Genomic DNA, 24,437 nt, shown 5'->3' with positions numbered 1-24,437 from the left:
GCCGGTCCGGCGGTGGAGGCCGACGCCGGGTTACGGGGCGTCGGCTCCGGTGCTCAGGGACCGCCCGCAGCGCAGGTTCCAGCGGCCGGACCGGCCGCTGAGTTCGGTCAGCGTCAACGGGGCGACGTCCAACCGCCAGAACGCCTGCGGCGGAAGGCCCAGCGCATGCACGATCGCAGCGCGCACCACTGCGGGTTCGACCACGGCGATCACGCGGCTGTCACCGGCGCCGTCCCGATGCAACGAGTCCAGCCAGCCGCCTACCCGCGTACACAGGTCCAGCAGCGACTCACCGCCGTGCGGTGCCGCCGAGGGGCCGGACAGCCAGTGCGACACCGCCTCCGGCTCGGCCTCGCTCACCTCAGCCAGCCGCTGCCCGCTCCAGCGCCCCAAGTCCCAGCCGCGGAGGTCCGGTTCGGGCTCGGACCGCAGCCCCAACGCCTCGGCGGTCCCGGCGCACCGCTCGTCCGCGCCGCATACCCGGCGGTCGGCGGCAGGCACCGCGTCCGCGGCCGCACGCGCCCGCCGGACACCGGACGCGTCGAGCGGGGCGTCGCCGTCGAAACGGGCTTCACGCAGCGCCGCATTGAGCGCCGGTGAGATCAACATCACCTGTACCGTCAACACCGGTGTCAACTCCCTGAACTGTGGCCTCTCGGGTAAGCACACCATGGCGTCCGGGTCTCCCGGCCCCGCGGATGGCGCCATGGCGGCGCGTGCCCGCAGGCGGTATGGTCGCGACGAACATGACGACGGTGTGATGGAAGTCCGGTGAGAATCCGGCACGGTCGCGCCACTGTGAACCCGTACCCGTACGGGAAGTCAGACCCGGCACTGTCGTCTCAGGCACCACGATCGGGACGCGTGTTCCCCCAGGAGGTTCTGCCATGGCACAGACTGCTGCCCCCGCAAGCGTCGCAACACCCGCCGTCACCCCCATCTCGCTGAAGGCCATTGCCCCGTGGGCGGTCTTCTTCGGCATCCTCATGCTCGTCCTGCTGTACTTCGTCGGCGCCGAGCAGGGTGCCACCGCCGTCATCTCCGGCGAAGGTGTCCACGAGTGGGTTCACGACGGTCGCCACCTGCTCGGTTTCCCCTGCCACTGACACGCTGCGCACCTCAGGGGAACCCCTCATGAACTCCATATCCGTCAGAGCCCTGCTCGTCCGCGGCATGCTGGCCGGACTTGTCGCGGGCGCGCTCGCTCTTGCCGTCGCCTACTTCCTCGGTGAATCCCGGGTGGACGCGGCGATCGCGCTCGAAGAGGCCCACAGCCACGACCACGGCGGCGGCGAGGAACTCGTCAGCCGCACCATGCAGTCCACTGCTGGTCTCGCCACCGGTGTCCTGGTCTTCGGTGTGGCGATCGGCGGCATCGCTGCCCTGGTCTTCTGCTACGCCCTCGGCCGCATCGGCAGGTTCGGCCCGAGGGCCACGGCCGCATTGATCGCGTTCGGCGCCCTGCTGACCGTGTATGTCGTGCCGTTCCTCAAGTACCCGGCCAATCCGCCGGCTGTCGGAAACCCCGACACGATCGGCCAACGCACCACCCTGTTCTTCCTGATGGTCGCCCTCAGCGTGCTGCTGGCCGTCGCTGCCGTCATCTTCGGCAAGCGGCTGGCTCCCCGCCTCGGCAACTGGAACGCGTCCATTGCGGCGTCCGCCGCCTATGTGCTCGTCATCGGGCTGGCCTACGCCTTCCTGCCCTCGTTCAATGAGGTCGGAAAGGACTTCCCGGCCAGTCTGCTGTGGGAGTTCCGCCTCGCCACTCTCGCCGTTCAGGCCACGCTGTGGACCACCTTCGGTCTGGTCTTCGGCTATCTGACCGAGCGGCTGCTGGTGCCGAAGACCGGTGCGGTGACGTCCGGGGGCGGTACCACGTCCCATGCGGCCGCCGCTGCGAGCTGAGGCGCCGACCGACTCGTCGGCCGTATGACGGCAGAACCCGCCGGAGAGGCCCGGCGGGTTCTGCCCTTTATACGGCGTCCGTGGTGTCGGTGGCTTCAGCCATGTACGTCACCTCCGTTGTGTCCGGCGCCTCCGGCGTGTCCGACCATTCGATGAGGAAGTGCTTCACCCGGTCGTCCGCCCTGACGAAACACATGCCTGCCGCCACCATGACGCGCTGGGACGCGATGTTGTCGAGGTCGGCATCGCCCTTCACGGCGGCGATGCCCTCGTCGCGGGCGAACTCCAGCAGCGCCCGCAGCGCCTCGGAGGCGTACCCCTTGCCACGCGCCGCAGGGGTCAGGCCGTAGCCGATCGTCACCTGACCCTCCGCGTTCGGAGCGCCGTGAAAGCCCACTCCGCCTATGGCGTGTCCGTCCTGGCGGAGGCGGATCTCGTAGGCGCCGAACGGCTGGGGGTTGCCGGTGTCGGCGCAGTGCTCCAAGAAATGCCCGGCCCCGGCCGCGTCGCCGTCGGTGGGGTACTCCGGTGCCCATAGGGCCCCTGGCCCCGGACGGCGGGCCACTACGTTCTCCGCCTCGGCGGGACTCAACGGGTGGAGTACGAGTCGAGGTGTCACAAGATCTCCCATGACCCGTCGGACTATCACGGCGGCGAGCCTCGGCGCACCGGAATTATCGGTTTTTTTGCTGCCTGAAGGGGTGGGCAGCAGTGCCCTGACCTTCGCGCAGTGGGCGGAGGACCACGCGGCGGCCTTCCGCCGGCACGGGCCCCGGTCGATGCCGCCGGCACCTCCCCGGCCGATGCACGTGGACACGGTCCGTCCGCAGCGGTGGGCCCGGCCGGCATGCGTACGCCGACCGGGCCCACCGCCTTGCACCCACAGCGGCCAGGAAGGAGGGCAGGGCTTCCCCGTCGGACAGCGTCCGTCCCGAAGCCCCGCCGTCTCAGCTGCCCATGTCCTCCCCGAAGTCCCCGGACATCGCCGCCGCCATCCTCAGGTGAGGCGTCGCCTCCTCCTGCCGGCCCTGCCGCTCCAGGGTGCGGCCGAGCATCAGCCGCGCATAGTGCTCCACCGGGTCGCGCTGCAGCACCGCCCGCAGCTCCGTCTCGGCCTTGCCGAGGCGCGCCGAGTGGTAATAGGCGCGGGCCAGCAGCAGCCGCGGCGCGACCTGCTCCGGGGCCTCCTCGACCAGTCCGCCCAGGATCCGGGCCGCGGTCAGGTACTCCTTGGCCTCGAAGAACATCCGGGCGCGGTCCCAGCGGTCGGCTGCCGTGCCGAACTCGTAATAGGTGTCGTTCACTTGTCCTCCTCGGTCGCGGCTTTCGGCGATCCGTCGGGCCATGCGTCCCGTCGTTCGCGCAGCCCGCTGTCAGCTTCCACAACACGCCACTATGGTTGAACATTCCACCAAACTTTTGGCGTGGGTACCGACCGCCCGTGCCGGCACAGGAATAGGTTGAGCGCCATGAGCAATCTCGATCGCCAGGCCGCACTCTCCGTCTGCGGCGGCCGGGGCTTTGTCGTCGCCGACCCAGTGCGTGAACTCCTCAACCCGCGTCACGTCCAGCTCGGCGAGTCCACCGAGGTTCGCAGGCTGCTGCCCAATCTCGGCCGCCGGATGGTCGGAGCCTGGGCCTTCGTCGATCACTACGGCCCCGACGACATCGCCGACGAACCCGGGATGCAGGTGCCGCCCCACCCCCACATGGGCCTGCAGACGGTCAGCTGGCTCCACGACGGCGAGGTGCTTCACCGCGACAGCCTGGGGAGCCTGCAGACGATCCGCCCGCGCGAACTGGGACTGATGACCTCCGGCCGGGCCATCAGCCACTCCGAGGAGAGCCCGAAGCCGCACGCTCGCTTTCTGCACGGCGCCCAGCTCTGGGTTGCGCTGCCCGACGCTCACCGCCGGGTCGAGCCGCACTTCCAGCATCACAGCGACCTGCCGACCGTCACCGCCCCCGGTCTCACCGCCACGGTGATCCTCGGCGAGCTGGACGGCGCCACCTCTCCCGGCACCGCCTACACCCCGATCGTCGGCGCCGACATCGCCCTGACCCGTGGCGCCGAGGCGCGCCTGCCGCTCGATCCGGACTTCGAGTACGCCGTGCTGTCCATGTCCGGCGAGGCGGAGGTCGACGGCGTGCCCCTGCTGCCCGGATCGATGCTCTACCTCGGCTGCGGCCGTACCGAACTCCCGCTGCGTGCCGACTCCGACGCCGGGCTGATGCTCCTCGGGGGCGAGCCCTTCGAGGAGGAGCTCGTCATGTGGTGGAACTTCATCGGCCGTTCCCACGAGGAAATCGAAGAGGCCCGCAGGGGCTGGATGGAAGCATCCCGCTTCGGCGAGGTGAAGGGTTACGACGGGGACCGGCTGTCCGCACCCGAGCTCCCGCCGGTGGCTCTGAAGCCGCGGGGGCGGGTGCGCTGACCTGCGGTGATGCGCCTGCCGCGAGTCACTTGTCGAGTGTCTGTGCCGGCCCCCTCGACTGCATCTGCGGAGGGGGCCGGATGTGCATGGTGCTGCTCGGCTCACGGACCGCGCTCGACTTGCCTGTGTCAGCGGCCGTGGCCAGGTCTGATGGCCACGGCAGCGTCGAGGCGGCACCCCCGATGCGCTCGTTGACGCCATGGCCCACGTGGGGTTCGACCTTGACGCAGAGGATGGGGATCTGGGCATCCCGGGACAGATGGCCCTCGCCGAATAACTCACAGGCGTGCGCGTCACCGCCGAAGTCCTCGACAACTCCACTGCGCCACCGGCATCGCTCGAGATCGGCCCGGTGAGACCCGCCCGAAAGAGCGGCCCGAGACTCGCAAGGGCCTGGGCGTAGGGCTCGTCCTGTGCGAAGGGGACGGAGGCGACGTCTGGATGCCGTGGCATGACCGCCTTACGGCCCGCCGGCCTCGCTTGCGCTCACTGGGTCCGTGCCTGTGATGGCCGCTGATGGATGGGGGCGGTAGGTCTCCGGGAAGCATGCCGGATGCTGTGCTCGCTCATGGGCAGGCCGCGTCGGTCAATGACCGACGCGGTGTCGCAGGTCCGGCGGCCGGCCGAAGGCGGGCTGTGCCCTACACGCGAACGTGGACGTGGCAATGCCGAACGAGAACACCAAGCAGCCGAGGAAGCTGTGCGTGGCAACGGGATTCTGGCGCGGCTCCGCGCCCGTTCCGTAGGGCGGTGGCGCAAGCGCTCGGCTCGGAGGCATGCCGCCCCGATGGCGTGGTCGCCTGCCGGCCCGGCGGCCCGGGACGACCATGCGCGCCACGACCGCCACGAGCAGTGTGGGCGGGCGTTCGACCCCTCTATGTGTGTCTGAATGATGTGGTGTTGTGGCTGTTACCGATGCGTGTGTGCTCGATGGGGGTTTGCGGGGTGGTGCGCCGGGGTGCGCGGGGAGATGGAAAGGCTTGCTCCCGGCTGTGGTGGGTGCGTGGATCCGGCAGTCGAGGTCAGGGGCACGCCCCGCCGGGGGTGCGTGATCAATGCAGGCGTAAGTTACGGAAATGTCCGGATTTGGTAACGCGAATCGGAGTTGCGGCTGGAGGTGGGGGAGGTGGTCCAGGCTGTGGGTTCTCGGCCTGAGGGGCCGGGATCCGCACCGCGCAGCATGGCCCTTGATCGGGTCCTGGGCGCCCTTGTCTGAGGGGACATCAATGTCTGATTCTCGTATCGTTCGCCGTATTGCCGCTACTGCTGTGGCGGCCGGTTCCGTGGTCGCCGTGGCGGCGATGCCGGCTGCCGCCGACGGCGGTCAGGGCCACGGGCACGGCCGTCACCAGTCGTACTCCAACGTTGTCCTCGGCGACATCCAGTACGACAGTCCCGGTCGTGACGACTGGTCGAACCGTTCGCTGAACGGGGAGTGGGTGGAGGTCACCAACACCGGCCGCCGCGCGGTCGACCTGGACGGATGGTCGCTCACGGACTGGAGCGGCAATCTGTACCGCTTCGACGACGTGCGCCTGGCCGGACGCGCCACGGTCCGGGTCCACACCGGGTTCGGCCGTGACACCCGTCGGGACGTCTACCAGGGCAGCCGGGACTACATCTGGAGCAACTACGCCGACAGGGCGACCCTGCGCGACAACCGCGGCCGCACCGTGGACACCCACTCCTGGGGCTACCGCCGCTGACCAAGGATGCACCTTTTCCGCCCCCGGGGTGCAACCCTTCCGATCCGGCGTGCCACCACCCACCGAGGGTGGTGGCACGCCGCTCTCGTATACCCGGGCCCCGGTTTCCCACCGCCCGGCACGGTGCACGGTCGCAGCACCCGGGGAAAGGCTGCTGGGCCCTGGTCTGAGGGTCCAGGGCCCAGGCGTACGCATCCCGAGGGGGCGAAGGTGCGCACGCCACAGGGCCCAACACCCGTGACGAGGGGCACGTCACGGGTGCCACGCCCCGAGTCCGGCAGCAGACGCCAAGATGATGCCGAGAAGTACGCCGGGGCTCATTGCTCTGTAGGTGCGGGGGTCCGGGTGCGGTAGGAGTGGCCGAGTTCCGGGCCGAGTCCGAAGTAGTGGCGGAAGTTGTAGATGAGCGGGCTCCAGGCGGCAGGGTCGATGTGGTCGGTGCCGGGAACGACGATCCGGGGGTCGGCGTGGACCTTCCGTACGACGGCCTCAACGATGACGAAGTCTCCGGAGGCGTCCGGCCTTACCTGCTCGGCACGGGCTTCGAGCTGAAGGGGGCATTCGGCAACGCGAGGCGGCCGTACCGTGTGGGAGGGCGCGCTGTGCAGGCCGGCCGCGGTGAACTTGTCCGGCTCGTAGCGGCAGCCCTGCGCCTTGGTCTCGGGTACCGGATTCCGGCCGGTCAGCGGTGCCAGTCGCTCCACCGCAGGCCACAGGGCGGGGGCAGGCAGATTGATCACGAGGTCGGGCCGGCTGCCCAGGTTCTGTGCGGTTTGCCCGTCGCGACCCAGACCGAGCACGACTGTCCGATCGAGTGCCCACGCGGAGGAGATGGGAGCGAGGTTGGACGAGCCGTCCGGGTTCTCTGTCGAGAGGAGGACTACCGGAGTCCCGAAGTACAGAATGTTCGGCTCGATCGCTATACGGGGGGCGGCCGTGTCGGTGGGCAGGGTGGTGAGAGGTGCGGCGTTCATGGTGCGGAGCCTAGGATCCAGATATTTCGGCAGGTGCCGAAGTGTGGCGGGGCAGGGCGCTACGTGGTCCGTGCCGCACGGTGGGGCAGTCCGCTTCGCTCCCTGCCCCGGCCTCGTTGCGCGCCGGGTGCTCCGCGCGCTGCGGCCCGGACGGGGCGCTGGAGTTCGTAACTCTCCTCGAACGCCTTCTGCCGCGGAATTCGGCGCTTTCCCGCAGCGTTCCACGTCCCTGCGTCGGCAGCCGGTGGAGATGTTCACCCTGCTTCGACAAGCGGGCCGTCTGCTCGGGCTGCCACCACGAACGACGGGTCGTGAGCCGTGATCCCTGCGGCAGCAGCGGTGAAGAGCACGTCCGTCATCGACTCTGCCGCTCTCACGACCTCTCCGTCGATCTCCACAAGGCGGAAGGGAGGATCACCGGGCTGTACTCCCAGCACGGTAATCCGCGGCGTGGAGGTACGGGGGCTCGCACTTTCGGTCATGCATGGATCGCTTCCACACCGCGGTCGTCAGTATGCCCGGCGGCAGTGTGGGCAACGGGCTTCACGTGCTGGACAGGGGTTCGGCAGCCGACGATCGACCTACCGCCTCGATGAGGGCGGGACTTGATGTGGACTCACCCGGCAGCAGCAACCCAGCGGGGGCGGCGTCGACGAGGGCCCCCGGCGTCCGGGCGCTGCGCTCGCCTGGACTTGTCGTTCAACTCCTTCAAGGGGGACGTAGTCGCAGCCGAAAGTGGCGAATTAGGCCCGACGGAGGGCATGCCGGCCACGTCCACCGCTGAGGTGAATGACGGCCCGCGCGAGAACGAACCTGCGGATATCAGCTCGGCCGATGGTGATGAGGTGGCCGGCGGTGCCCCCGCGCCACTCGATGAGGAAGAGGGTCGCGTCGTCGCTGGTGATCCCGCAGCAGTCGGCGCTCCGCGGTGCGGGCACCATCGCGATGTCCTCGACAGAGACCGGCGAGCGGTGCGTGCGCTGCCGCCTTCGTGCAGTGAAGCTGAGGACGTGAGTATCAGAAGCGTGCACCCGGTGAGTGCCGAGCAGATCTACGCAGCCCTCGTCGCCCTGGGGGCTGAACCAGTACTGGATCCGGACGTGTGGCCCGAGGGCCCGCAGGCCGAGGACCGGCAGCGACTGCTGGGCGCCCTGCTGGCCAAAACAGAATTGGAAATCACCGCCTCGACCGGCATGGGCGGGCATCCGCTGCAGGACGTCGCCGAAGCGCTGCTCGGATGGACGGAGCAGGCAGGACCCGACTCACAGGTTTCGTCCGTCGTGCTGGCGAACCGGTTGCAGCTCACCGCGGTGCAGCTCATGGGGCCCGAGAGAGAGGGGCCTCCTCACCGGGCGGCGTCCTGGGCGGCCGTCGTGGCGGCTACGGACGCACTCAGCGCCCAGCTCTATTTCGAGCGCAGTGACATTCGGGCCACCCGACGAGCTCTCGACCGGACGGAGGCATCGGTCATCGCGATCCTGGAGGGCTTGCATGACCTCCGCGTCGCCATCGGCGATATCGAGGAGTAGAAGGAACTCGTGAGACCGTCTGAGCGGGCGCGCGCGGCGCCATCGTCACCGGCGGTGGCGCCGCGGTCGGGCCCGGGGCACGGTGGAGAGATGAGTGCGCCCATGACCCTCCACCGGCCCAGCTCCGAGATGGCCGCCGCGTCTCCCTACGGACGCCCGGCGAGACCCGCATCCTCGGCATCGCCTACAGCGACCTCGATGTGATCGAGTTCCTGCGCCGCGCCTGGCTCGACGACGCCCGGCTCCTGCTGGATGACCCGGGATGGGTCCAGTGGCGCGGTGGTCGGCCCCACGAATGGGTCGCCGTGGCTGTGTCCCGGAGCTCCTCACGGAGCTGTGGGCCGCCTGGGCGCGGGCGAACGCGGGCTGCTGGCCCATACGGCACAGCGGCTCGGGCCCTCGGGCGGTTCGCACGCAGTGCGTCGAACCGCCCGAGGCCCCGGCCTCCCGGCTGCGACCGGGTTCGGCTGCTCCGCTCCCCGCCCGGAGCGGGCCGACGCACCGGTCAGTCGGTGCCGAACTCCATCGCGGCGCGGTCCAGCAGCTCGTCGTCTTCGGAGACCTCGCCGCGGGAGGCGATGGCCTCGGCGCCGCCCTCCGGCATGGTGCCGATCAGGCCGGTCGCCGCCGCCTGGGCGGCGCCGATCAGCTCGGGGTGGGCCGTGCCGACGATGCCGAGGCCGGCGTACTGCTCGAGCCTGGCGCGCGAGTCGGCGATGTCGAGGTTGCGCATGGTGAGCTGGCCGATCCGGTCCACCGGGCCGAACGCCGAGTCCTCGGTACGCTCCATCGAAAGCTTGTCCGGGTGGTAGCTGAACGCCGGGCCAGTGGTGTCCAGGATCGAGTAGTCCTCACCGCGACGCAGTCGCAGGGTCACCTCGCCGGTGACCGCCGAGCCGACCCAGCGCTGCAGCGACTCGCGGACCATCAGCGCCTGCGGGTCCAGCCAGCGGCCCTCGTACATCAGCCGCCCGAGGCGCCGTCCCTCGTTGTGGTAGTGGGCGAGGGTGTCCTCGTTGTGGATCGCGTTGACGAGGCGCTCGTACGCGGCGTGCAGCAGTGCCATGCCGGGCGCCTCGTAGATGCCGCGGCTCTTCGCCTCGATGATCCGGTTCTCGATCTGGTCCGACATCCCGAGGCCGTGGCGGCCGCCGATCGCGTTCGCCTCCATCACCAGGTCGACCGGGGAGGTGAACTCCTTACCGTTGATCGTCACCGGGCGGCCCTGGTCGAAGCCGATCGTCACGTCCTCGGCGGCGATCTCGACCGAGGGGTCCCAGAACCGCACGCCCATGATCGGTTCCACGGTCTCCACACCGGTGTCGAGGTGCTCCAGCGTCTTGGCCTCGTGAGTGGCGCCCCAGATGTTGGCGTCGGTCGAGTACGCCTTCTCGGTGCTGTCGCGGTACGGCAGCCCGTGGGCGACCAGCCACTCCGACATCTCCTTGCGGCCGCCCAGCTCGGAGACGAAGTCGGCGTCGAGCCACGGCTTGTAGATGCGCAGGTGGGGGTTGGCGAGCAGGCCGTAACGGTAGAACCGCTCGATGTCGTTGCCCTTGAACGTCGAGCCGTCGCCCCAGATCTGTACGTCGTCCTCGAGCATCGCCCGGACCAGCAGGGTGCCGGTGACGGCACGGCCGAGCGGCGTGGTGTTGAAGTAGGCACGGCCGCCCGAGCGGATGTGGAACGCGCCGCAGGCGAGCGCGGCCAGGCCCTCCTCGACCAGCGCCGCTCGGCAGTCGACCAGGCGCGCGATCTCGGCACCGTAGGTCTTCGCGCGGCCGGGCACCGAGGCGATGTCGGGCTCGTCGTACTGGCCGATGTCGGCGGTGTAGGTGCACGGGACGGCACCCTTGTCGCGCATCCACGCGACCGCGACGGAGGTGTCGAGGCCGCCCGAGAAGGCGATGCCGACGCGCTCGCCGGTGGGCAGGGAGGTGAGAACCTTAGACATGGGAAGAGTATGTATTAATCCGCATGATTATGCAAAACGACATTCCCTGAAGTCGGTGTGAACCTCGCACAGTGTTCCACCGAGGAGGTCCAGGACGCTGCGGGCGGCGGCGCCGACAGTGCCGGGTCGACCTGCTCGGCGGCGGCGAGGCGCCCGTCGGGCAAGGCCGCGCCGAGGGCGAGGCCGGCGCTGCACAGGCGCCCTGGTGGGCGGCGAGCAGGATCGCCGCGGCGCAAAGGTGGTCGGCCCACCGGTTTCAACAAGGAGACCTGCAAGCACCGCACCGCAGTTGAGCACACCATCAACCGACTCAAGAACTTCCACGCCGTGGCCACGCGCTACGGCGAGCGCGCCTGCGTCTTCCACGGAGCGGTCACCGTGGCCGCAATCCGGCTGCGGCTGCGGCCATGACCCGACCTGGACCCAGTTTGCCCACCCAAAGGTGAAGAGGTAGGCCCGGCGCGCCGTGTCCAGGCCTCTCCCGGCGGGCCGGGGCAGCCCGGCAACGCCGAGGCGCACCAGGCCGCCTGCGACGCATCGCCGGCATCGCCTCCCGCGACCGCCTCCGGCCTGAACCGTTCGCCGACAGGCACGATGCGTTGGTCATGCCGTGGCGGTGCTTGGGGATCCGGGGCAGACCCTCGTGGGTTACAGCGCCGAGCCCTTCCGGGGACGGCCTCAACGGGGGGGCACGAGGCGGCGTTACGAGCCGAAGGGGGTAGTCCATGTAGCCGGTCTCCCCGCCCACGTACATCAGGTACTTGTCCCGGACAAGGTTGACGGGGCTGCCGGTGCGGAGGCGTTCGACCAGGTCGGGGTTGGCGAGGAAGGGGCGGCCAAGGGCGATGAGGTCGGCGTCGGCCGCCAGCAGGCGCCCGGCTTCGTGCTCGCCGCCGTCGGCAGGAATCTGGTCGGTGGGCAGGACGGGGTTGGCGATGAGCGTGCCCGGCCACTGCTTGCGGATGTCCTGGTGGACGGGGGAGTCCGGGTCGGCGAAGCCCACGTGGAGATAGGCGAGGCCGCGATCGGCCAGAGTGGCGACGAGCGCCGCGTACGGTGCGCCGGTCTCCACGCCCTGATCCGAGGCAAGCTCCGAAAGCACGCCCAGCTCGTCGAGATGCGTACCCCGGCAAGGTTCCCGACGGTCCCGTCACGGGGGCCACAAGCCGCAACGCGATGCCGGGACGCTCCACGGGCTCACCGTTTTCCCCGCCAGGCCCACTTCTGCACCTTGCGGTTCTCGGACACCTTTGCCACGCCACCGGTCGAACCGCCGTCCGCGACCTGGAGCGGCGCTGTTCGCGGGACGGGTGCGGCGGTGACTGGTCGGCTGTGAGGTTGCAGCCGCTTCAGCCGCGCCCGCCATGGACCATCCGCCATCTCCAGCTGAATGATGACCGGCCCCTCGGGAAGCGGCACGGTCTCCCGCCGCTTGCCGATCTCGTTGACGACGTTCTCCCCCCTGGGCAGGCTCGTGGAGTCCTCGTGTCCCGCCAGTTCGTAGAGGTGGACGATGAGGTTGTCGTCGCCTCGGTAGTGGATGGCGAGGTCGGCCACTCCCTGCGTGTGCAGCAGGACGTCGGGCCCTCTGTACTCCAACTGTTCCTCCGTCAGCCGCTGAGCCGCGGCCAGCGGCAGCACACGTACCCGCCAGGGCCCTTCCGCCTGCAACCGCAGGCGCAGGGGCTCCCGCTCGGGCACTTCCGCGAGCAGCCGCCCCCGGAAGTTCTCCTCGGTGCTGTTGACGATGTTGTCCTTCTGCTTGTTGCGCCGGTCGAGGGTCCACAGGCCCGTGTACCCGTCACCTTCGACGTTGAGCTCGACGACGACCGGTCCCGGCGGGAGCCCGTCCACGGTGATCACATCGTTGTCCCGGCCGGTCTCGGTGTACGGCTCGAAGACCGGGCCGAACGACCAGTCCATCCATGGGTCGCCCGCGCCCGACACCAAGGGCTGAGGAACCACCGCCGCGGGTGCGGGCACCGTCCCAGGGGCCGGCGCCGACATCGGCGCGGGCACAGCCACAGGCGCGGGCACAGGTGTGTGAATCGTTTCCGGACCCGGCTCGTCCCCGGCCACGTCCACGCCATGGTCCGCCGCCAGACCGGCGAGGCCGTCCAGGTACCCCTGGCCCACCGCGCGGAACTTCCATCCCCCCGCCCGCCGGTAGAACTCCGCCATCACCATGGCCGTCTCGCCGCCACCGTCGGTCACGTCGTACCGGGCGACGGACGTACCGTCCGGCGCGAACGCCTCCACCGACGGCCCGTCCGCGTCCCGCACGCAGCCGTTCTCCGTCGACGCGACCACGAGGAGGCGAACGATGTCTTCCTCGATCGCGGTGAGACCGACCTCCAACCACTCCGTGCCGTCCTCACCCCCGACCAGCCGTACGGAGCCCGAAGGATGGACCGGCGCACTGTGGAATACGACATCCCCGTCCCCCCGGACACGTCCGCGCTCCGTCAGGAGCAAGGCGGAGACGTCCAGTCCGTGCCGGACGACGACCCGCAGCGGCACGGATGGTACGAAGGAGTTGCCTCCCTTGATGATTCCCCCCATCGCGCGCCTACCCCTGTCCGCCCAGTACGGAGCCGAACATGCGCGGGGCCGGCGGGCGTGCCGCGGCCTCGGCGCGTGCGCCGCCCTCATCGTTGCTGGATATCGACTCGTGCCAGCGGAGCTGTCCGCTCACATCTCCTCCATCATCACTGGGACGAATTCGGCCTGTTGCTCGGCATATTGGTCCTGCGAACGGATCATGCCACAGGGCACCGAGGGGGAACTCGCCGTCATCCGAGCCGGCCTGGCAGCCACCGGTCCGGCGCGCTGTGCCTCTTGGTTGCGACCCGCCGGGATCACCGCTCGCAGTTCGCCGTCAGCATGGCCGGTAGAGCTCCCGCCGATCATCCTCAGCGACCTCTTCGAGACCCACAGGAACACCGCTGCTCCAGTGGGCGGCACTGGCACAGGACAGCTGGGCCGGCTACCTCACGGCCGTGAGGGCAGCTACCCGGGCATGAGGCTGGGGTGGGCGCGTACGGCACGCTCGCGGTCCACAGGCAGACCCGAACGGGCGCTCATGCTCGCCGCGGTCAGCCGGTCGGCTGGTCAGCCGCTACGGCGGTACGGCGGGAGCGGGCCAGAGCCAGCCCACCGAGGACCGTGCCGATCAGTCCCACCAGCAGAGCAACGATGCCCCCGCCCAGCCCGTTGCCGGTGCCGAGCCCACCGTCGGCGGTGGCTACGACCAGCGCACCGAGGGCCAGGCTGATCAGACTCGCCACCAGGGCAACAAGGGCCCTGCTTCGCGCGTTGCCGGTGCTGATACGACCGACGGAACGGGCCAGCGCCAGCCCCCCGATGACAAGGCCGGTCAGCCCGATGAGCGCGGCCATGGCGGCGCCCAGGCGCCCAGGGGTCATGGTGTAGACACTGGCGGCGATCGGCTGGACGGAGGCGTGCGCGGCCGCCGGTGCCGCAAGCGCAGATGTGACCGACATGGAGTGCTCCTTCTCCTCTTACCACTGGGTGTTGCCTGAGCATGTCTGCCGGACCCGCCCTCGGTCGTCCGGCGGACGCAGACACTTCGTGCTGCCACCGATGCCTCATCCGGCTACCGCGGACGTCGCAGGAGGCGCGTAGGTACTGCGTGTGCGGTAGCGGGCGGCTCGTCAACAAGGGGGACTCGCCTGCGGCGGCAGCCAGCTAGGGTGCGCGCATGAGTGCAGGTGAGTCCGCTGTCCGGGCCCGTGTCGGAGACTGGGTCGTCGCTGTCGGCGTGGCGGCGGCGCTGCTGGTCACCGGGCTGTCCGGGCAACGTCCTGCCACGACCTTCGACTTGCTCGGGTATGCGCTGCTGACGGTCGGCGGGCTGGCGTTGGTCGCGCGCCGCCGGGCTCCGGTTGCCGTCCTGACCGCCACTGGGTTGTGCGCGGTCGGTTACCAGGCGGCCGGTTTCGATGTGCCTGCTGTCGCGTACCTGTTCGCGGTGTACGCGGCTGTACGGGCGGGACACCGCATCATCACGGTGGCGGCGAGCGTGGCCATGCTGGCCGTGCTCCCGCTCGCGGCCCTGGCCTCGGGCCTGCACGATACGGGCGAGGCGTTCGCGCAGGCCCGAGGCGCCTTGGAGCTGGCCTGGCTGATCGCGGCCGGCGCCGCGGGTGAGGCCCTGCGGCAGGCCGAGTGGCGGGCGGAGGAGGCCGAGCGAACCCGGGAGGAGACCGCGCGGCGCCGCGCCGACGAGGAGCGGCTCCGTATTGCACGGGAGTTGCACGATTCGCTCACCCATCAGATCTCGGTCATCAAAGTGCAGGCTGAAGTCGCCGTGCACGTGGCCCGCAGGCGGGGAGAGGAGGTGCCGGAAGCCCTGCTGGCGATCCAGGAGGCCGGACGTGAGGCGAGCCGGGAGTTGCGCGCGACCCTTCAGGCGCTGCGCGACGACGACACGACCCCGCCGCGTGGGCTCGACCACGTCCCGGAACTGGTGCAACGGGCGCGTACGTTCGGCCTGGACACAACGCTGACGATCGAGGGACAGCAACACGACGTGCCGGCCGCGGTGGACCGGACCGTATACCGGATCGTTCAGGAGTCGCTCACCAACATCGCCCGTCATGCGGACGCCACCACGGCGTCGGTCCGGATCGATTGCCGTCCGGACGCCCTCGCGATACGCATCGACGACGACGGCAAGGCGAGGCCGGACACTGCCCCGGTGCCCGGCGTCGGGCTGCTCGGGATGCGCGAACGAATCACCGCCCTCGGCGGCCGGCTGCGCGCCGAACCCCGGGGCGAGGGCGGCTTCACCGTCCAGGCGGAACTCCCCGTGGACCGGACCTCATGATCCGTGTCCTGCTGGTCGACGACCAGCCGCTCATTCGCAGCGGATTCCGCGCGCTCCTCGACCTCGAAGACGACATCGAGGTGGTGGCCGAGGCCGCCGACGGGAAGGAGGGCCTGGCCCTGGCCCTGGAACACCTGCCCGACGTCGCTCTCATCGACATCCAGATGCCGGTCGTCGACGGCATTGAGGCGACCCGGCGCATCGCCGCGGACCCGGCCCTGGCCGGGGTACATGTGGTCATCCTGACCAACTACGGCTTGGACGAATACGTCTTCAACGCGCTGCGCTCCGGCGCTGCCGGATTCCTTGTCAAGGACATCGTGCCGGAAGACTTCCTGCACGCCGTACGCGTCGCCGCGCGCGGCGACGCCCTGCTCGCACCCTCGATCACCCGAAAGCTCATCAACAGGTTCGTCACCCAGCCGCTCAACGCCGGCACCGACACGGGGCTGGAAGAGCTGACCAACCGCGAACGCGAGGCCGTCACCCTGGTCGCGCAGGGCCTGTCCAACGACCAGATCGCCGACCGTATGGTGATCAGCCCGATGACCGCAAAAACCCACATCAACCGGGCCATGGCCAAGCTCCGAGCCCGTGACCGCGCTCAGCTCGTCGTCCTCGCCTACGAGTCCGGCCTGGTAGCCCCGCGCAACTCCTGACATCCACGGTCCCGGTCGGGCCTGCCCGCCGACGATCCTAGGGCGTGCAGATCAACAGGTCAGCCTCAACGCCGCCCTGAACAAGGGACATGCGCTTCTGGGACAGCGACTGGTGGCGACACGCGCAGGGACGCCCGCCGGCTTCGAGACGATCTACAAGCGTAGGAGCGAGGTCGAGCGGACGATCGACAGGCTCAAGAACTTCCGGGCCGTGGCCACGAGGTACGACGAGCGGGCCTACGTCTTCCACGGCACCGTCACCGTCGCCGCGATCCGGCTCCGGCTTCGTCCGTGATCCGCCGCATGGAACCTGACGGTGAGGCGCTCGAAAACCAGTGGAGCAGCGCCGCTGTGCGCCATTACCGTGCTACCGAACCAAGTTGTCCAGGCAAGGACGTGCCGTTGTACACCCTGTGAGACCTCCCGAGAGCTGATGTGTCGCGCGTCGCGCATGTGCGCCGTGCTCCTTTTTGCTGCGGACTTCTCACTGAAACCGGTGTACTTCTGTGCTCAATAACTGGGTGGTCATGCCCACCTGCCTGCCGACCGTTCTCCGCCGTTGCCACGCGTGCGCGTCCGAGCGCTTCCGGGCAAACGGTAAATTTCGCGTCAACGCACACCACAAGCTCCTCGACGCCTGGCTCCTCGTGCTCTGTACCGCTTGCGGGGACACGGCAAAGCTCACGGTCCTGGAGCGGATGAATGTGCGCTCCGTACGGCCTGAGCTGCTGGACCGGCTGCATGACAACGACCCTGGTCTGGCAGCTGCGCTGCTCCAGGATCCGGTCGTGCGGCGCCGTAATCGCATCGCCCTCGACTGGGACAACGCCTGGCGCCTCGACACCGGCGGATCGGATCACCTGGACCGCGAGGTGATCGACGTCTCGGTCCGCTTTGAGGCGCGGATCCCTGTCCGGCCGGTGCGACTGATCGCTGAAGGATGCGGTCTTTCGCGGGCCGAGGTCGAGAGACTGATCACGGAGGGGAAGCTCGTTTCGGCAGTCCGGCTGAGCGGCAAGCTCTCCGGCGACTTCACCTTCATGCTCAAGCGCTGAGCTTGGCTTTAAACCCCACCAAGATCATTTCTTGGTGGGGTTTGTCGTTCGCCTGACAGCTGGGCGGCCTCTGCTTGATCATGTGTTTCCGCCAAGAGACACGTTGATCAACCAAAGGCCGTGATGGACAGTCTGCAAGACGGCGCCGTGCGCGTCGAGGCCCTGGCCGGGTTGTCCCGGTTTCGCCGTGAGCTGTACGAGTGCCTGACGTTGCGGGCGGATGCTCTGTTCGAGCTCATGGACGCGGTGCTGTGCGCCGACGGGCCGGTGACGTCCCTGCCGGAACTCTCGCTGTCGGGGGTGCATCGGCGCGGGCACGGAGCGATGTACGACGCGCTGGCCCAGGGGCACATCAACGTGTCCCGGCTTCGGATGGCCCTGGCGGGGCTCGTACTGCCGCGCGGGGCGGACGGGCAGCTGTCCATCGCGCTGGACGTCACTCCGTGGCCGCGTCCGGATGCCGAGTGTTCGCCCCAGCGGCTGCACTGCCACCGTCCGTGCCGGTGCGACGGGGTGCGTCAGACCATCCCGGGCTGGCCCTACCAGGTCGCGGCGGCCCTCGGCGGCGGCCGCTCCTCGTGGACCGGGCCGCTGGACGCGGTGCGATTGGGGCCCGAGGACGATCCCACCGAGGTCACCGCCGCCCAGATCCGCGACCTTGTCGCCCGCCTGGAGCGGGCCGGGCAGTGGCGACCGGGCGACTTGCCGGTGCTGTTCGTCCTGGACTCCGGCTACGACCTCGTGCGCCTGACCTGGCTGCTGCGCGAGGAGCCGGTGCGGCTGCTGGGCCGCATCCGCGCCGACCGGGTGATGCGCGCCCCGGCCGGCAAGCGCCGCGGAACGAACCCCGGGCGCCCGCCCCGACATGGAGCGGAGTTCCGCCTCGCCGACCCCGCCGCCCACCCGGCCCCGGTCCAGGAGTCGGCCGGCGTCCACGACCGCTTCGGCCAGGTCCTCGCCCGCTGCTGGGGCCGCCTGCACCCCAAGCTGGACCGGCGCGGCTCCTGGGCCCACCACGAAGGCGAACTCCCCCTCGTCGAGGGAACGTTGGTCCATCTGGCGGTCGAGCACCTGCCCGGCAACCGCGCCCCCAAGCCGCTATGGCTGTGGCACAGCGACCCCGACGCCACCGCGCACGACGTCGACCGCCTCTGGCGGATCTTCCTTCGACGGTTCGATATCGAGCACACTTTCCGCTTCTTCAAGCAGACCCTCGGCCTGACCCGACCCCGCCTGCGCACCCCCGAACAGGCCGACCGGTGGGTGTGGCTGATCCTCGCCGCCTACGCGCAACTCCGTCTCGCCCGCCCCCTGACCGAGGACCTCCGGCGCCCCTGGGAAAAGCCCCTGACACCGGATCGGCTCACCCCCGGCCGGGTCCGGCGCGGCTATCCCCGCATCCGGCGGATCCTGGGCACCCCGGCCCGCGCGCCGAAAGCCTCCCACCCCGGCCCAGGCCGCCCCAAGGGCCGCACCTCCACCCCCGCACCCCGCCACCCAGTCGGCAAGAAACAGCGCAAAACGGATATGCCTAGACGCGGCGGGGCCGAGCAGCAGCCTTAAAGATCAAGCTGAGCCCTCCTCGGGACCAGGGGCCTGTCCGGCAAGATCCGCCGGACAGGCCCTGAACCCTGTCCGCCGTCGTCCACCGCCATTCAGTTGCTGGTCCGGAAAAGAGTGAGGGGAGACGAAGCTCACGAGGAGGCGTCGTCCAGCAGTCTCCTCGTCAGCAAGCGGCATCATGCTTGAGCACGGGACAACACGGTCGGTGGCTCCGTCAAGGAACAGGACTCCCTGCGCGCGGTCTCCCGCCCGAACCTGATTGCCGTCACTCGCGACTTCCCGCGGACAGCACAGCGCCAAGGGCGGGGTTGCCGCCGGCTGAGAAAAACGCTTGGACTCCGCGGGCACTGTCGCGGGACACTGAGGTTCCGGGCCCGGCCTCCCCGTACTCGCACGTCAGCGTCGCCACGAGCTGCGCGGGGGCCCTGCCGCCGTGCCCCGCCTGTCGCACGAGGACACGAGCGACGCACTTATTCGAACAGAAGCTCCGCGCGGCCACTGAGGCAACGGCTTCACCCCGCAGATGTACGAGGCGGGCTGCCGCACGACCACACAGGGTTGGTATGGGATCGCCTGAATCGCGCGAAGCGCCGGGCAGGGGCTCGGTGCTCCTCGCACTTCGTTACTACGGACGGGAGTTGGCCAGGCTCCGGCGGCTGACGGTGCCCGCGATGCTGTTGCCGGCGCTGGGCAACATCGGCATTGCCTACATCGCGCCGCTGGTCGTCGCGAAGCTCGTCGGCCGAATCGCCGGCGACGCCGACACCACCATCGGCTCGATGCTGCCCTACGTCCTTGCCTTCGCGGGAGTGCTGCTCCTCGCGGAGACGCTGTGGCGTATCGGCCTGCACTTCCTGAACCGCCTCGATGCCCTCGGCATCGAGCACCTGTACGTGATCGGCATGGACGAACTGTTCGCCAAGGACACCGCGTTCTTCCACGACAACTTCGCCGGGTCGCTGACCAAACGGGTCCTGAGCTTCGCCTCCCGCTTCGAGGAGTTCGTCGACACGCTGACGTTCTCGGTCGTGGGAAGCTTCGTGCCGCTGGTGTTCGGGTCGGTGGTGCTGTGGCGCTACGAACCGCTGCTCGTTGTCGGTCTGTTGGCGATGATCGCGCTGACGGCGCTGTGTGTGGCGCCCCTCATCCGTCGCCGCCAGTCGCTCGTCGACCAGCGCGAGGAGGCGATCGCCCGGGTGTCGGGCCACGTCGCCGACAGCCTGATGAACATGGACACGGTTCGGGCGTTCGCCGCCGAGGAACGCGAGGCCGCCGAGCACCGGTCCCGCGTCGCGGAGTCGCGGCGGCTGTCGTTGCGTTCGTGGGACTACGGCAACCTGCGCATTGACACGCTGGTCGCGCCGATGTCCGTGCTGACCAACGCGATGGGCCTGCTGCTCGCGGTTACTCTCGGCGGGGGTGCGCACGGCGTGGAGGCGGTCGTTGTCGCCTTCACGTACTACACCAACGCCACGCGGATCATGTTCGAGTTCAACCAGATCTACCGCCGCCTGGAGAGCTCGATGACGGAGGCCGCGCAGTTCACCGAACTGCTCCTGACGCCGCCGACCGTGCTCGATCCGTCGTCGCCGGAGCCGCTGCTGTCCCGGGCCGCCGATGTCCGCTTCGAGCAGGTGACCTTCGCCCACGCGGGTGCGGAACCGCTCTTCGAGCGCCTCGACCTGGCCGTGCACAGCGGTGCGAGGATCGGCCTCGTCGGCCGGTCCGGCGGTGGCAAGACCACGCTCACCCGGCTGCTGCTGCGGATGACGGACATCGACGCCGGCCGAATCCTGATCGGCGGTCAGGACATCAGCACGCTGCGTCAGGCCGATGTGCGCAGCCTGATCTCCTACGTGCCGCAGGACCCGGCGATGTTCCACCGCACGCTGCGGGACAACATCGCCTTCGCCCGGCCGGACGCCACCGACGCCGAGATCCGCCGCGCGGCCGAGGCGGCGCACGTCACGGAGTTCGCCGACGCGCTGCCGGACGGCTTCGACACCATGGTGGGCGAGCGCGGGCTCAAGCTGTCCGGCGGACAGCGCCAGCGGGTCGCCCTCGCCAGGGCGATCCTGCGCGACGCGCCGATCCTGCTGCTCGACGAGGCGACCAGCGCCCTGGACTCCGAGAGCGAGATTCTCGTCCAGAAGGCGCTGTGGCGGCTCATGGATGGGCGCACGGCGCTCGTGGTGGCGCACCGGCTGAGCACGGTCGCCTCCATGGACCGGCTCGTAGTCCTGGACCGCGGACGGATCGTCGAGCAGGGCACGCATCAGGAACTGCTCGCGTCGGACGGCGCCTACGCGAAGCTGTGGCAGCACCAGTCGGGCGGCTTCCTCGACGGCACTCCCGCGCCGCAGGCCGACCTGCACTGAACGCGAGCCCGGTGGCCTCCGCGGTGCACCGTGCCGGCTTCCCAGAAGGGTGAAGCGGCCGTCTCTCCCGACGCCGCCGGGGACTGACCCGCTGCCTCGACGGACCGGAAATCCACTCGCACGCGGGGACCGTGCGCACGACGGGGGCCGGGACGTGTCGTCCCGGCCCTTCGTCGGGCTCGCTGGGCGGGGACCGTCAGAGCCCGGTCAGTACGGTGCGGTATCCCGCCGCCAACGCGTGCTCCTGCATGACGACATTGACAGCGGCCATCGGCAGGTCCGGCGGAACCTGGATGTCGGCAGTGTCGAGCGCGGCCACGGTGAACACATAGCGGTGCGCAGTGTCCCCGGGCGGCGGGCACGCCCCGCCGTAGCCGGTCATCCCGAAGTCGGTCCTGCCGAGCACCGAGGGAGCGGGCAGACCCGGATTGCCCGGCATTCCGGCGCCTTCGGGCAGCGACGTCGTGCCGGCCGGGATGTTCCAGACGGACCAGTGCCAGAATCCACTGGAGGTCTTGGAGTCCAGGTCGAACAGCGAGATCAGATAGCTTTTGGTCCCGGCCGGCGCGCCGGACCACCGGATCGCGGGCGACTTGTTCCCGCCGGTGCAGCCACCCCAGTCGAGCAGGTTCTCCTGCCCGAAGGTCCCGCCCGGCGGAATGTCGGGCAGGGTCACGGAGAACTTCGGGAGGGACGCGGGCAGCGCCGGGCGCTGAGCCACCGTGAGGACATCGTCCTGGTGATGCCGTGCCCCGGTGGAGGGCTGGGCCACGGCGAACGTGGTGACGAGGGAGGTGGTGGCCGCGACCGCCAGGGCGGTGATCGTCCGTTTCAAGCGCACGTCTGGTCCTTTCCGGCGTGAGTCCGTTGCGCCGCGCAGCCTGCCGGAAGCCGGGGCTCCCCGCTGCCCAAAGTTGAGCGGCGCCCCGAGGCGCACCGTGCGCGGGGCCGTACACCGTCGTACGCGTCTCCCCGGCGGGGTCCGTCCGTCACCGCTACGCTGTCGGGCGCACGCCGAGGTTCCCCCTTTCTTGCGGACAGGTGGTTGGATTTTGCTGTACATCGCGTTCTTGCGCGGGATGAATGTGCCGGGCCGTTCGGTGAAGATGGAGTACTTGCGCAGCCTGTTCACGGACATGGGATTCGACTCCGTGCGCAGCTACATCCAGAGCGGGAACGTCTTCTTCGAGTCCGACGAGACCGACCGTGCCGTGCTCAGTGCTCAGATCGGTGACCATCTCAGAGGGACGCTCGGCTACGAGGTCGCGGTCTGTCTGCGTACGGTCCCGGAACTGGAGGCGCTGATCGCGCTCGACCCGTTCAAGGACGTCACGGTCACCCACGACATGCGCTGCTGCGTGGTGTTCACGACCGAGCGGATCGATCCGGACCTGGCTCTGCCGCTGATCTCCCCGAAGAAGGACATGGAGATCATAGGCAGCACTGCGTACGACGCCTTTGTCGTCTGGTATCTGATCAACGGCAAGGCACCCGCGGCCAAGGGTTTTCAGGAACGCGCGTTGGGCCGCGACGCGACGACGCGCTACTTCCACACCGTGGTGAAAATTCTCGACGCGGCCAGGAAGGGCGCGTCCTGACGCTCAATACTGGGCGGTTCTCAAGGCCGCCCATCGCCTAGAACAGGTTCAGCCGACGAGAGGGCAGCTACCCATGACCGTCACCGAACCCACCCCGAGCGTGACCGGCCCGACGCCGACCGCTCTGGACCAGACCTCGCTCCCCATCGAGGAACTCCTGCACTCGGCCAACGCAGGGATGATCATCCACCGGACCGGTCAGCTCGCATACGAGTTCTCGACCGAGGGCCGGCAGTGGAGCGTCGACCTGCTGGACCACATCAACAAGGCGCAGCTCGGCGTCTGCACCACTTTCTGCTACGAGGAGGTGTTCGGCACCCGCGACCGCCTTCACTGGCTGATCCAGATGAAGGCACCCAACGACTACAGCAAGCTCCTCGACATGGTCGAGCACGACGACAAGTACCTCGACATCGCGACCAACGAGGACCGTCTGCCGGAGGCCAAGGGAGGCGGCAACTGGGAGCGGATGTTCACCTACGGTTCGCTCCAGGAGCGGATCATGCTCGGCCAGCACGGACTGATCCACGACGACCACTCCCATGAGGACACCGGCACGTTCGTTCCGCCCGCCGGGGCGCAGCTGAGCCAGCCGGCCGAGCTCCAGCTGAACTCGGCCAACGCGGGTGCGATCGTCATGCGCAGCGCGGAGGTGCTCTACGAATTCCGTGAAGAGGGACGCCAGTTCGCGTTCAACTGGCAGGGCCATGTGAACCGGGAGCTGGCCGGACGGGTCACCTCGCTGCTGTACGAGGAGACCTTCGGCCAGCAGGACCGTATCCACTGGCTGATCCACCTGCGCACCCTGGAGGACTACCGAGCACTGGCGGAGTTCGACCGTTCCAGCCGTACCGCCGAGGAGGTGTACGGTGCCGAGCGCCTGCACCCGAGCAAGGGCGGCGGCAAGTGGGACCGGCTGTTCCGTCCGGCGAGCATCAAGGACACCCTGCTGATTCCGCATCAGCGCACCACACCGCTGCGCTGAGCGGGCGTCGGCCGAGCCCCGTGGGCCCGTACACCTCGGTGTACGGGCCCACGGCGCTGGTCGGGCGGCCGAACCGCTCAGCGCACAAGAAGCTCGAAAGGCACCGCGGACTCGAGTCCGGCACGGGCCCCGGTCGCGGTGAGATATCCGGTGAGCGGCCCCCGTACGTCGGCGAACCGCGGTCCCAGCGCCGCCAGATACGCGGCGTGCGCCTCCACCGAGGCCACCGCGCTGTCGAGATGGCCACCGACATCCGCCGCATGGGTCGGAACGGGCGACGAGGCGATGGCCACATAACGGACCCCCGCCCACGGTTCGAGGTCGAGGTCCGGGAAGATCCAGCGGTTCCCCGCGTCCCCCACGGCATCCAGGACCGCTCGCCCGGTGTTGCGGTGATCGGCCATGTTCCAGCCACCGCCGATGGCCCGGTCGTGGTGGTTGCAGGTGATCACCAGCTCCGGCCGGTGCCGACGGATCGCGGCGGCGATGTCGCGGCGCAGTGGCAGCCCGTGCTCGACGGACCCGTCGGGGTGGTCGAGGAACTCTACCGGTGCCGCGCCGACGATCCGCGCACTGGCCAGTTGCTCGTCGGCCCGCACCTTCGCGGACTCGGCGGGGCTCATGCTGTCGATGCCAGCCTCTCCGTGGGTGACGAGTACATACGCCACGCTCTTTCCGGAGGCGGTCCAGGCCGCGACGGCGCCCGAGGAGCCGAACTCCATGTCGTCCGGGTGGGCGACCACCGCGAGCGCCCTGCTCCAGTCGTCGGGCATCGGTTCGAGAGTGTCGGCCATGGTGTTCTCCATCCCTGGGTGTGGGTGGTGCGACGGTCCATGTAATCGAC

General features: G+C 69.4%; 24 protein-coding genes, 4 pseudogenes and 1 riboswitch. Of the genes and pseudogenes, 15 read left to right on the top strand and 13 right to left on the bottom strand.

Annotated features, from left to right (window positions below; all coding sequences use genetic code 11):
* Positions 1-30 precede the first annotated feature (30 nt).
* On the bottom strand, positions 31-609 hold the full coding sequence (locus tag OG972_RS03535; RefSeq protein ID WP_266978223.1) for a histidine phosphatase family protein: 579 nt from the start codon (positions 607-609) through the stop codon (positions 31-33).
* A 126-nt stretch (positions 610-735) separates the two neighbouring features.
* Positions 736-884: riboswitch (adenosylcobalamin (AdoCbl) riboswitch) on the top strand.
* A gap of 3 nt (positions 885-887) precedes the next feature.
* On the opposite strand from OG972_RS03535, the gene OG972_RS03530 reads away from it, so the two are divergent.
* Positions 888-1,106, top strand: coding sequence for a CbtB-domain containing protein (locus tag OG972_RS03530; protein ID WP_266978222.1), 219 nt, complete (start codon positions 888-890; stop codon positions 1,104-1,106).
* A gap of 28 nt (positions 1,107-1,134) precedes the next feature.
* On the top strand, positions 1,135-1,908 hold the full coding sequence (locus OG972_RS03525; RefSeq protein ID WP_266978221.1) for a CbtA family protein: 774 nt from the start codon (positions 1,135-1,137) through the stop codon (positions 1,906-1,908).
* Positions 1,909-1,975: 67 nt separating this feature from the next.
* Here the strand turns inward: OG972_RS03525 and OG972_RS03520 are convergent, their stop codons facing one another.
* Positions 1,976-2,539, bottom strand: a complete 564-nt coding sequence (locus OG972_RS03520) for a GNAT family N-acetyltransferase (protein ID WP_266978220.1) — start codon at positions 2,537-2,539, stop codon at positions 1,976-1,978.
* 316 nt (positions 2,540-2,855) lie between these two features.
* Complete coding sequence (locus OG972_RS03515) at positions 2,856-3,212, bottom strand: tetratricopeptide repeat protein (RefSeq protein ID WP_266978219.1); 357 nt, start codon at positions 3,210-3,212, stop codon at positions 2,856-2,858.
* A gap of 165 nt (positions 3,213-3,377) precedes the next feature.
* On the opposite strand from OG972_RS03515, the gene OG972_RS03510 reads away from it, so the two are divergent.
* From OG972_RS03510 to OG972_RS03505, 3 genes and pseudogenes are all read left to right on the top strand, one after another.
* Positions 3,378-4,343 carry a pirin family protein gene (locus OG972_RS03510; protein ID WP_266978218.1) on the top strand — a complete coding sequence of 322 codons (966 nt, stop codon included), beginning with the start codon at positions 3,378-3,380 and terminating at the stop codon, positions 4,341-4,343.
* Positions 4,344-4,506: 163 nt separating this feature from the next.
* Positions 4,507-4,620 (top strand): annotated as a pseudogene (locus OG972_RS49540) (DUF6461 domain-containing protein); the annotation flags it as partial.
* Positions 4,621-5,569: 949 nt separating this feature from the next.
* Positions 5,570-6,049, top strand: coding sequence for a lamin tail domain-containing protein (locus OG972_RS03505; RefSeq protein ID WP_266978217.1), 480 nt, complete (start codon positions 5,570-5,572; stop codon positions 6,047-6,049).
* 317 nt (positions 6,050-6,366) lie between these two features.
* On the opposite strand, the gene OG972_RS03500 is transcribed toward OG972_RS03505, so the two are convergent.
* From OG972_RS03500 to OG972_RS03490, 3 genes are all read right to left on the bottom strand, one after another.
* Positions 6,367-7,023 carry a flavin reductase family protein gene (locus OG972_RS03500; protein ID WP_266978216.1) on the bottom strand — a complete coding sequence of 219 codons (657 nt, stop codon included), beginning with the start codon at positions 7,021-7,023 and terminating at the stop codon, positions 6,367-6,369.
* A gap of 254 nt (positions 7,024-7,277) precedes the next feature.
* Entirely contained in the window at positions 7,278-7,505 is a 228-nt protein-coding gene (locus OG972_RS03495) for a hypothetical protein (protein WP_266978215.1), read from the bottom strand.
* Between the two features lie 261 nt (positions 7,506-7,766).
* A complete protein-coding gene (locus OG972_RS03490) occupies positions 7,767-7,964 on the bottom strand; it encodes a hypothetical protein (protein ID WP_266978214.1) in 198 nt (65 codons plus the stop codon).
* Positions 7,965-8,033: 69 nt separating this feature from the next.
* Between OG972_RS03490 and OG972_RS03485 the strand changes: the two genes are divergently transcribed.
* The gene (locus OG972_RS03485; RefSeq protein WP_266978213.1) at positions 8,034-8,552 is read left to right on the top strand and encodes a hypothetical protein; all 519 of its coding nucleotides are present in this window, start codon (positions 8,034-8,036) and stop codon (positions 8,550-8,552) included.
* A gap of 505 nt (positions 8,553-9,057) precedes the next feature.
* Here the strand turns inward: OG972_RS03485 and argG are convergent.
* Complete coding sequence (gene argG, locus OG972_RS03475) at positions 9,058-10,506, bottom strand: argininosuccinate synthase (RefSeq protein WP_266978212.1); 1,449 nt, start codon at positions 10,504-10,506, stop codon at positions 9,058-9,060.
* A gap of 237 nt (positions 10,507-10,743) precedes the next feature.
* Between argG and OG972_RS03470 the strand changes: the two are divergent.
* Positions 10,744-10,917 (top strand): annotated as a pseudogene (locus OG972_RS03470) (IS5/IS1182 family transposase); the annotation flags it as partial.
* 304 nt (positions 10,918-11,221) lie between these two features.
* Here the strand turns inward: OG972_RS03470 and OG972_RS03465 are convergent.
* The 4 genes and pseudogenes from OG972_RS03465 to OG972_RS03450 form a co-directional block, all read right to left on the bottom strand.
* A pseudogene (locus tag OG972_RS03465) lies at positions 11,222-11,575 on the bottom strand (alkene reductase); the annotation flags it as partial.
* Between the two features lie 128 nt (positions 11,576-11,703).
* The gene (locus OG972_RS03460) at positions 11,704-13,068 is read right to left on the bottom strand and encodes a TerD family protein (RefSeq protein WP_266978211.1); all 1,365 of its coding nucleotides are present in this window, start codon (positions 13,066-13,068) and stop codon (positions 11,704-11,706) included.
* Between the two features lie 7 nt (positions 13,069-13,075).
* Positions 13,076-13,201, bottom strand: a complete 126-nt coding sequence (locus OG972_RS03455; protein WP_266978210.1) for a hypothetical protein — start codon at positions 13,199-13,201, stop codon at positions 13,076-13,078.
* A 400-nt stretch (positions 13,202-13,601) separates the two neighbouring features.
* Complete coding sequence (locus OG972_RS03450; protein ID WP_266978209.1) at positions 13,602-14,009, bottom strand: DUF6223 family protein; 408 nt, start codon at positions 14,007-14,009, stop codon at positions 13,602-13,604.
* 218 nt (positions 14,010-14,227) lie between these two features.
* On the opposite strand from OG972_RS03450, the gene OG972_RS03445 reads away from it, so the two are divergent.
* The 6 genes and pseudogenes from OG972_RS03445 to OG972_RS03420 all read left to right on the top strand — a co-directional run bounded on the left by OG972_RS03445 (position 14,228) and on the right by OG972_RS03420 (position 21,010).
* Positions 14,228-15,355, top strand: a complete 1,128-nt coding sequence (locus OG972_RS03445) for a sensor histidine kinase (protein WP_266978208.1) — start codon at positions 14,228-14,230, stop codon at positions 15,353-15,355.
* Positions 15,352-16,014: a response regulator transcription factor gene (locus tag OG972_RS03440; protein ID WP_266978207.1), complete on the top strand. Its 663-nt coding sequence runs from the start codon at positions 15,352-15,354 to the stop codon at positions 16,012-16,014. Before OG972_RS03445 ends, OG972_RS03440 begins: the two co-directional genes overlap by 4 nt.
* A 139-nt stretch (positions 16,015-16,153) precedes the next feature.
* A pseudogene (locus OG972_RS03435) lies at positions 16,154-16,309 on the top strand (transposase); the annotation flags it as partial.
* Between the two features lie 211 nt (positions 16,310-16,520).
* Positions 16,521-17,069, top strand: coding sequence for a DUF1062 domain-containing protein (locus tag OG972_RS03430; protein WP_266978206.1), 549 nt, complete (start codon positions 16,521-16,523; stop codon positions 17,067-17,069).
* A 123-nt stretch (positions 17,070-17,192) separates the two neighbouring features.
* Complete coding sequence (locus OG972_RS03425; RefSeq protein WP_266977986.1) at positions 17,193-18,632, top strand: NF041680 family putative transposase; 1,440 nt, start codon at positions 17,193-17,195, stop codon at positions 18,630-18,632.
* Positions 18,633-19,195: 563 nt separating this feature from the next.
* Positions 19,196-21,010 (top strand): ABC transporter ATP-binding protein, encoded by a 1,815-nt coding sequence (locus tag OG972_RS03420; RefSeq protein ID WP_266978205.1) that lies wholly within the window; start codon positions 19,196-19,198, stop codon positions 21,008-21,010.
* Between the two features lie 196 nt (positions 21,011-21,206).
* Here the strand turns inward: OG972_RS03420 and OG972_RS03415 are convergent, their stop codons facing one another.
* Positions 21,207-21,845 carry a YbhB/YbcL family Raf kinase inhibitor-like protein gene (locus OG972_RS03415; protein ID WP_266978204.1) on the bottom strand — a complete coding sequence of 213 codons (639 nt, stop codon included), beginning with the start codon at positions 21,843-21,845 and terminating at the stop codon, positions 21,207-21,209.
* 217 nt (positions 21,846-22,062) lie between these two features.
* Here OG972_RS03415 and OG972_RS03410 point away from each other — a divergent pair, with 217 nt between their 5' ends.
* Positions 22,063-22,608 carry a DUF1697 domain-containing protein gene (locus OG972_RS03410; protein ID WP_266978203.1) on the top strand — a complete coding sequence of 182 codons (546 nt, stop codon included), beginning with the start codon at positions 22,063-22,065 and terminating at the stop codon, positions 22,606-22,608.
* Between the two features lie 73 nt (positions 22,609-22,681).
* Positions 22,682-23,593 carry a DUF6039 family protein gene (locus tag OG972_RS03405; RefSeq protein WP_266978202.1) on the top strand — a complete coding sequence of 304 codons (912 nt, stop codon included), beginning with the start codon at positions 22,682-22,684 and terminating at the stop codon, positions 23,591-23,593.
* A 77-nt stretch (positions 23,594-23,670) separates the two neighbouring features.
* On the opposite strand, the gene OG972_RS03400 is transcribed toward OG972_RS03405, so the two are convergent.
* Complete coding sequence (locus OG972_RS03400; protein WP_266978201.1) at positions 23,671-24,387, bottom strand: PIG-L deacetylase family protein; 717 nt, start codon at positions 24,385-24,387, stop codon at positions 23,671-23,673.
* Positions 24,388-24,437 lie beyond the last annotated feature (50 nt).

The organism is Streptomyces sp. NBC_01669, assembly GCF_026339735.1.
Lineage (GTDB): Bacteria > Actinomycetota > Actinomycetes > Streptomycetales > Streptomycetaceae > Streptomyces > Streptomyces yanii.
Note: the sequence above shows the minus strand (reverse complement) of the source record. Positions and strands in the feature narration are given on the sequence as shown.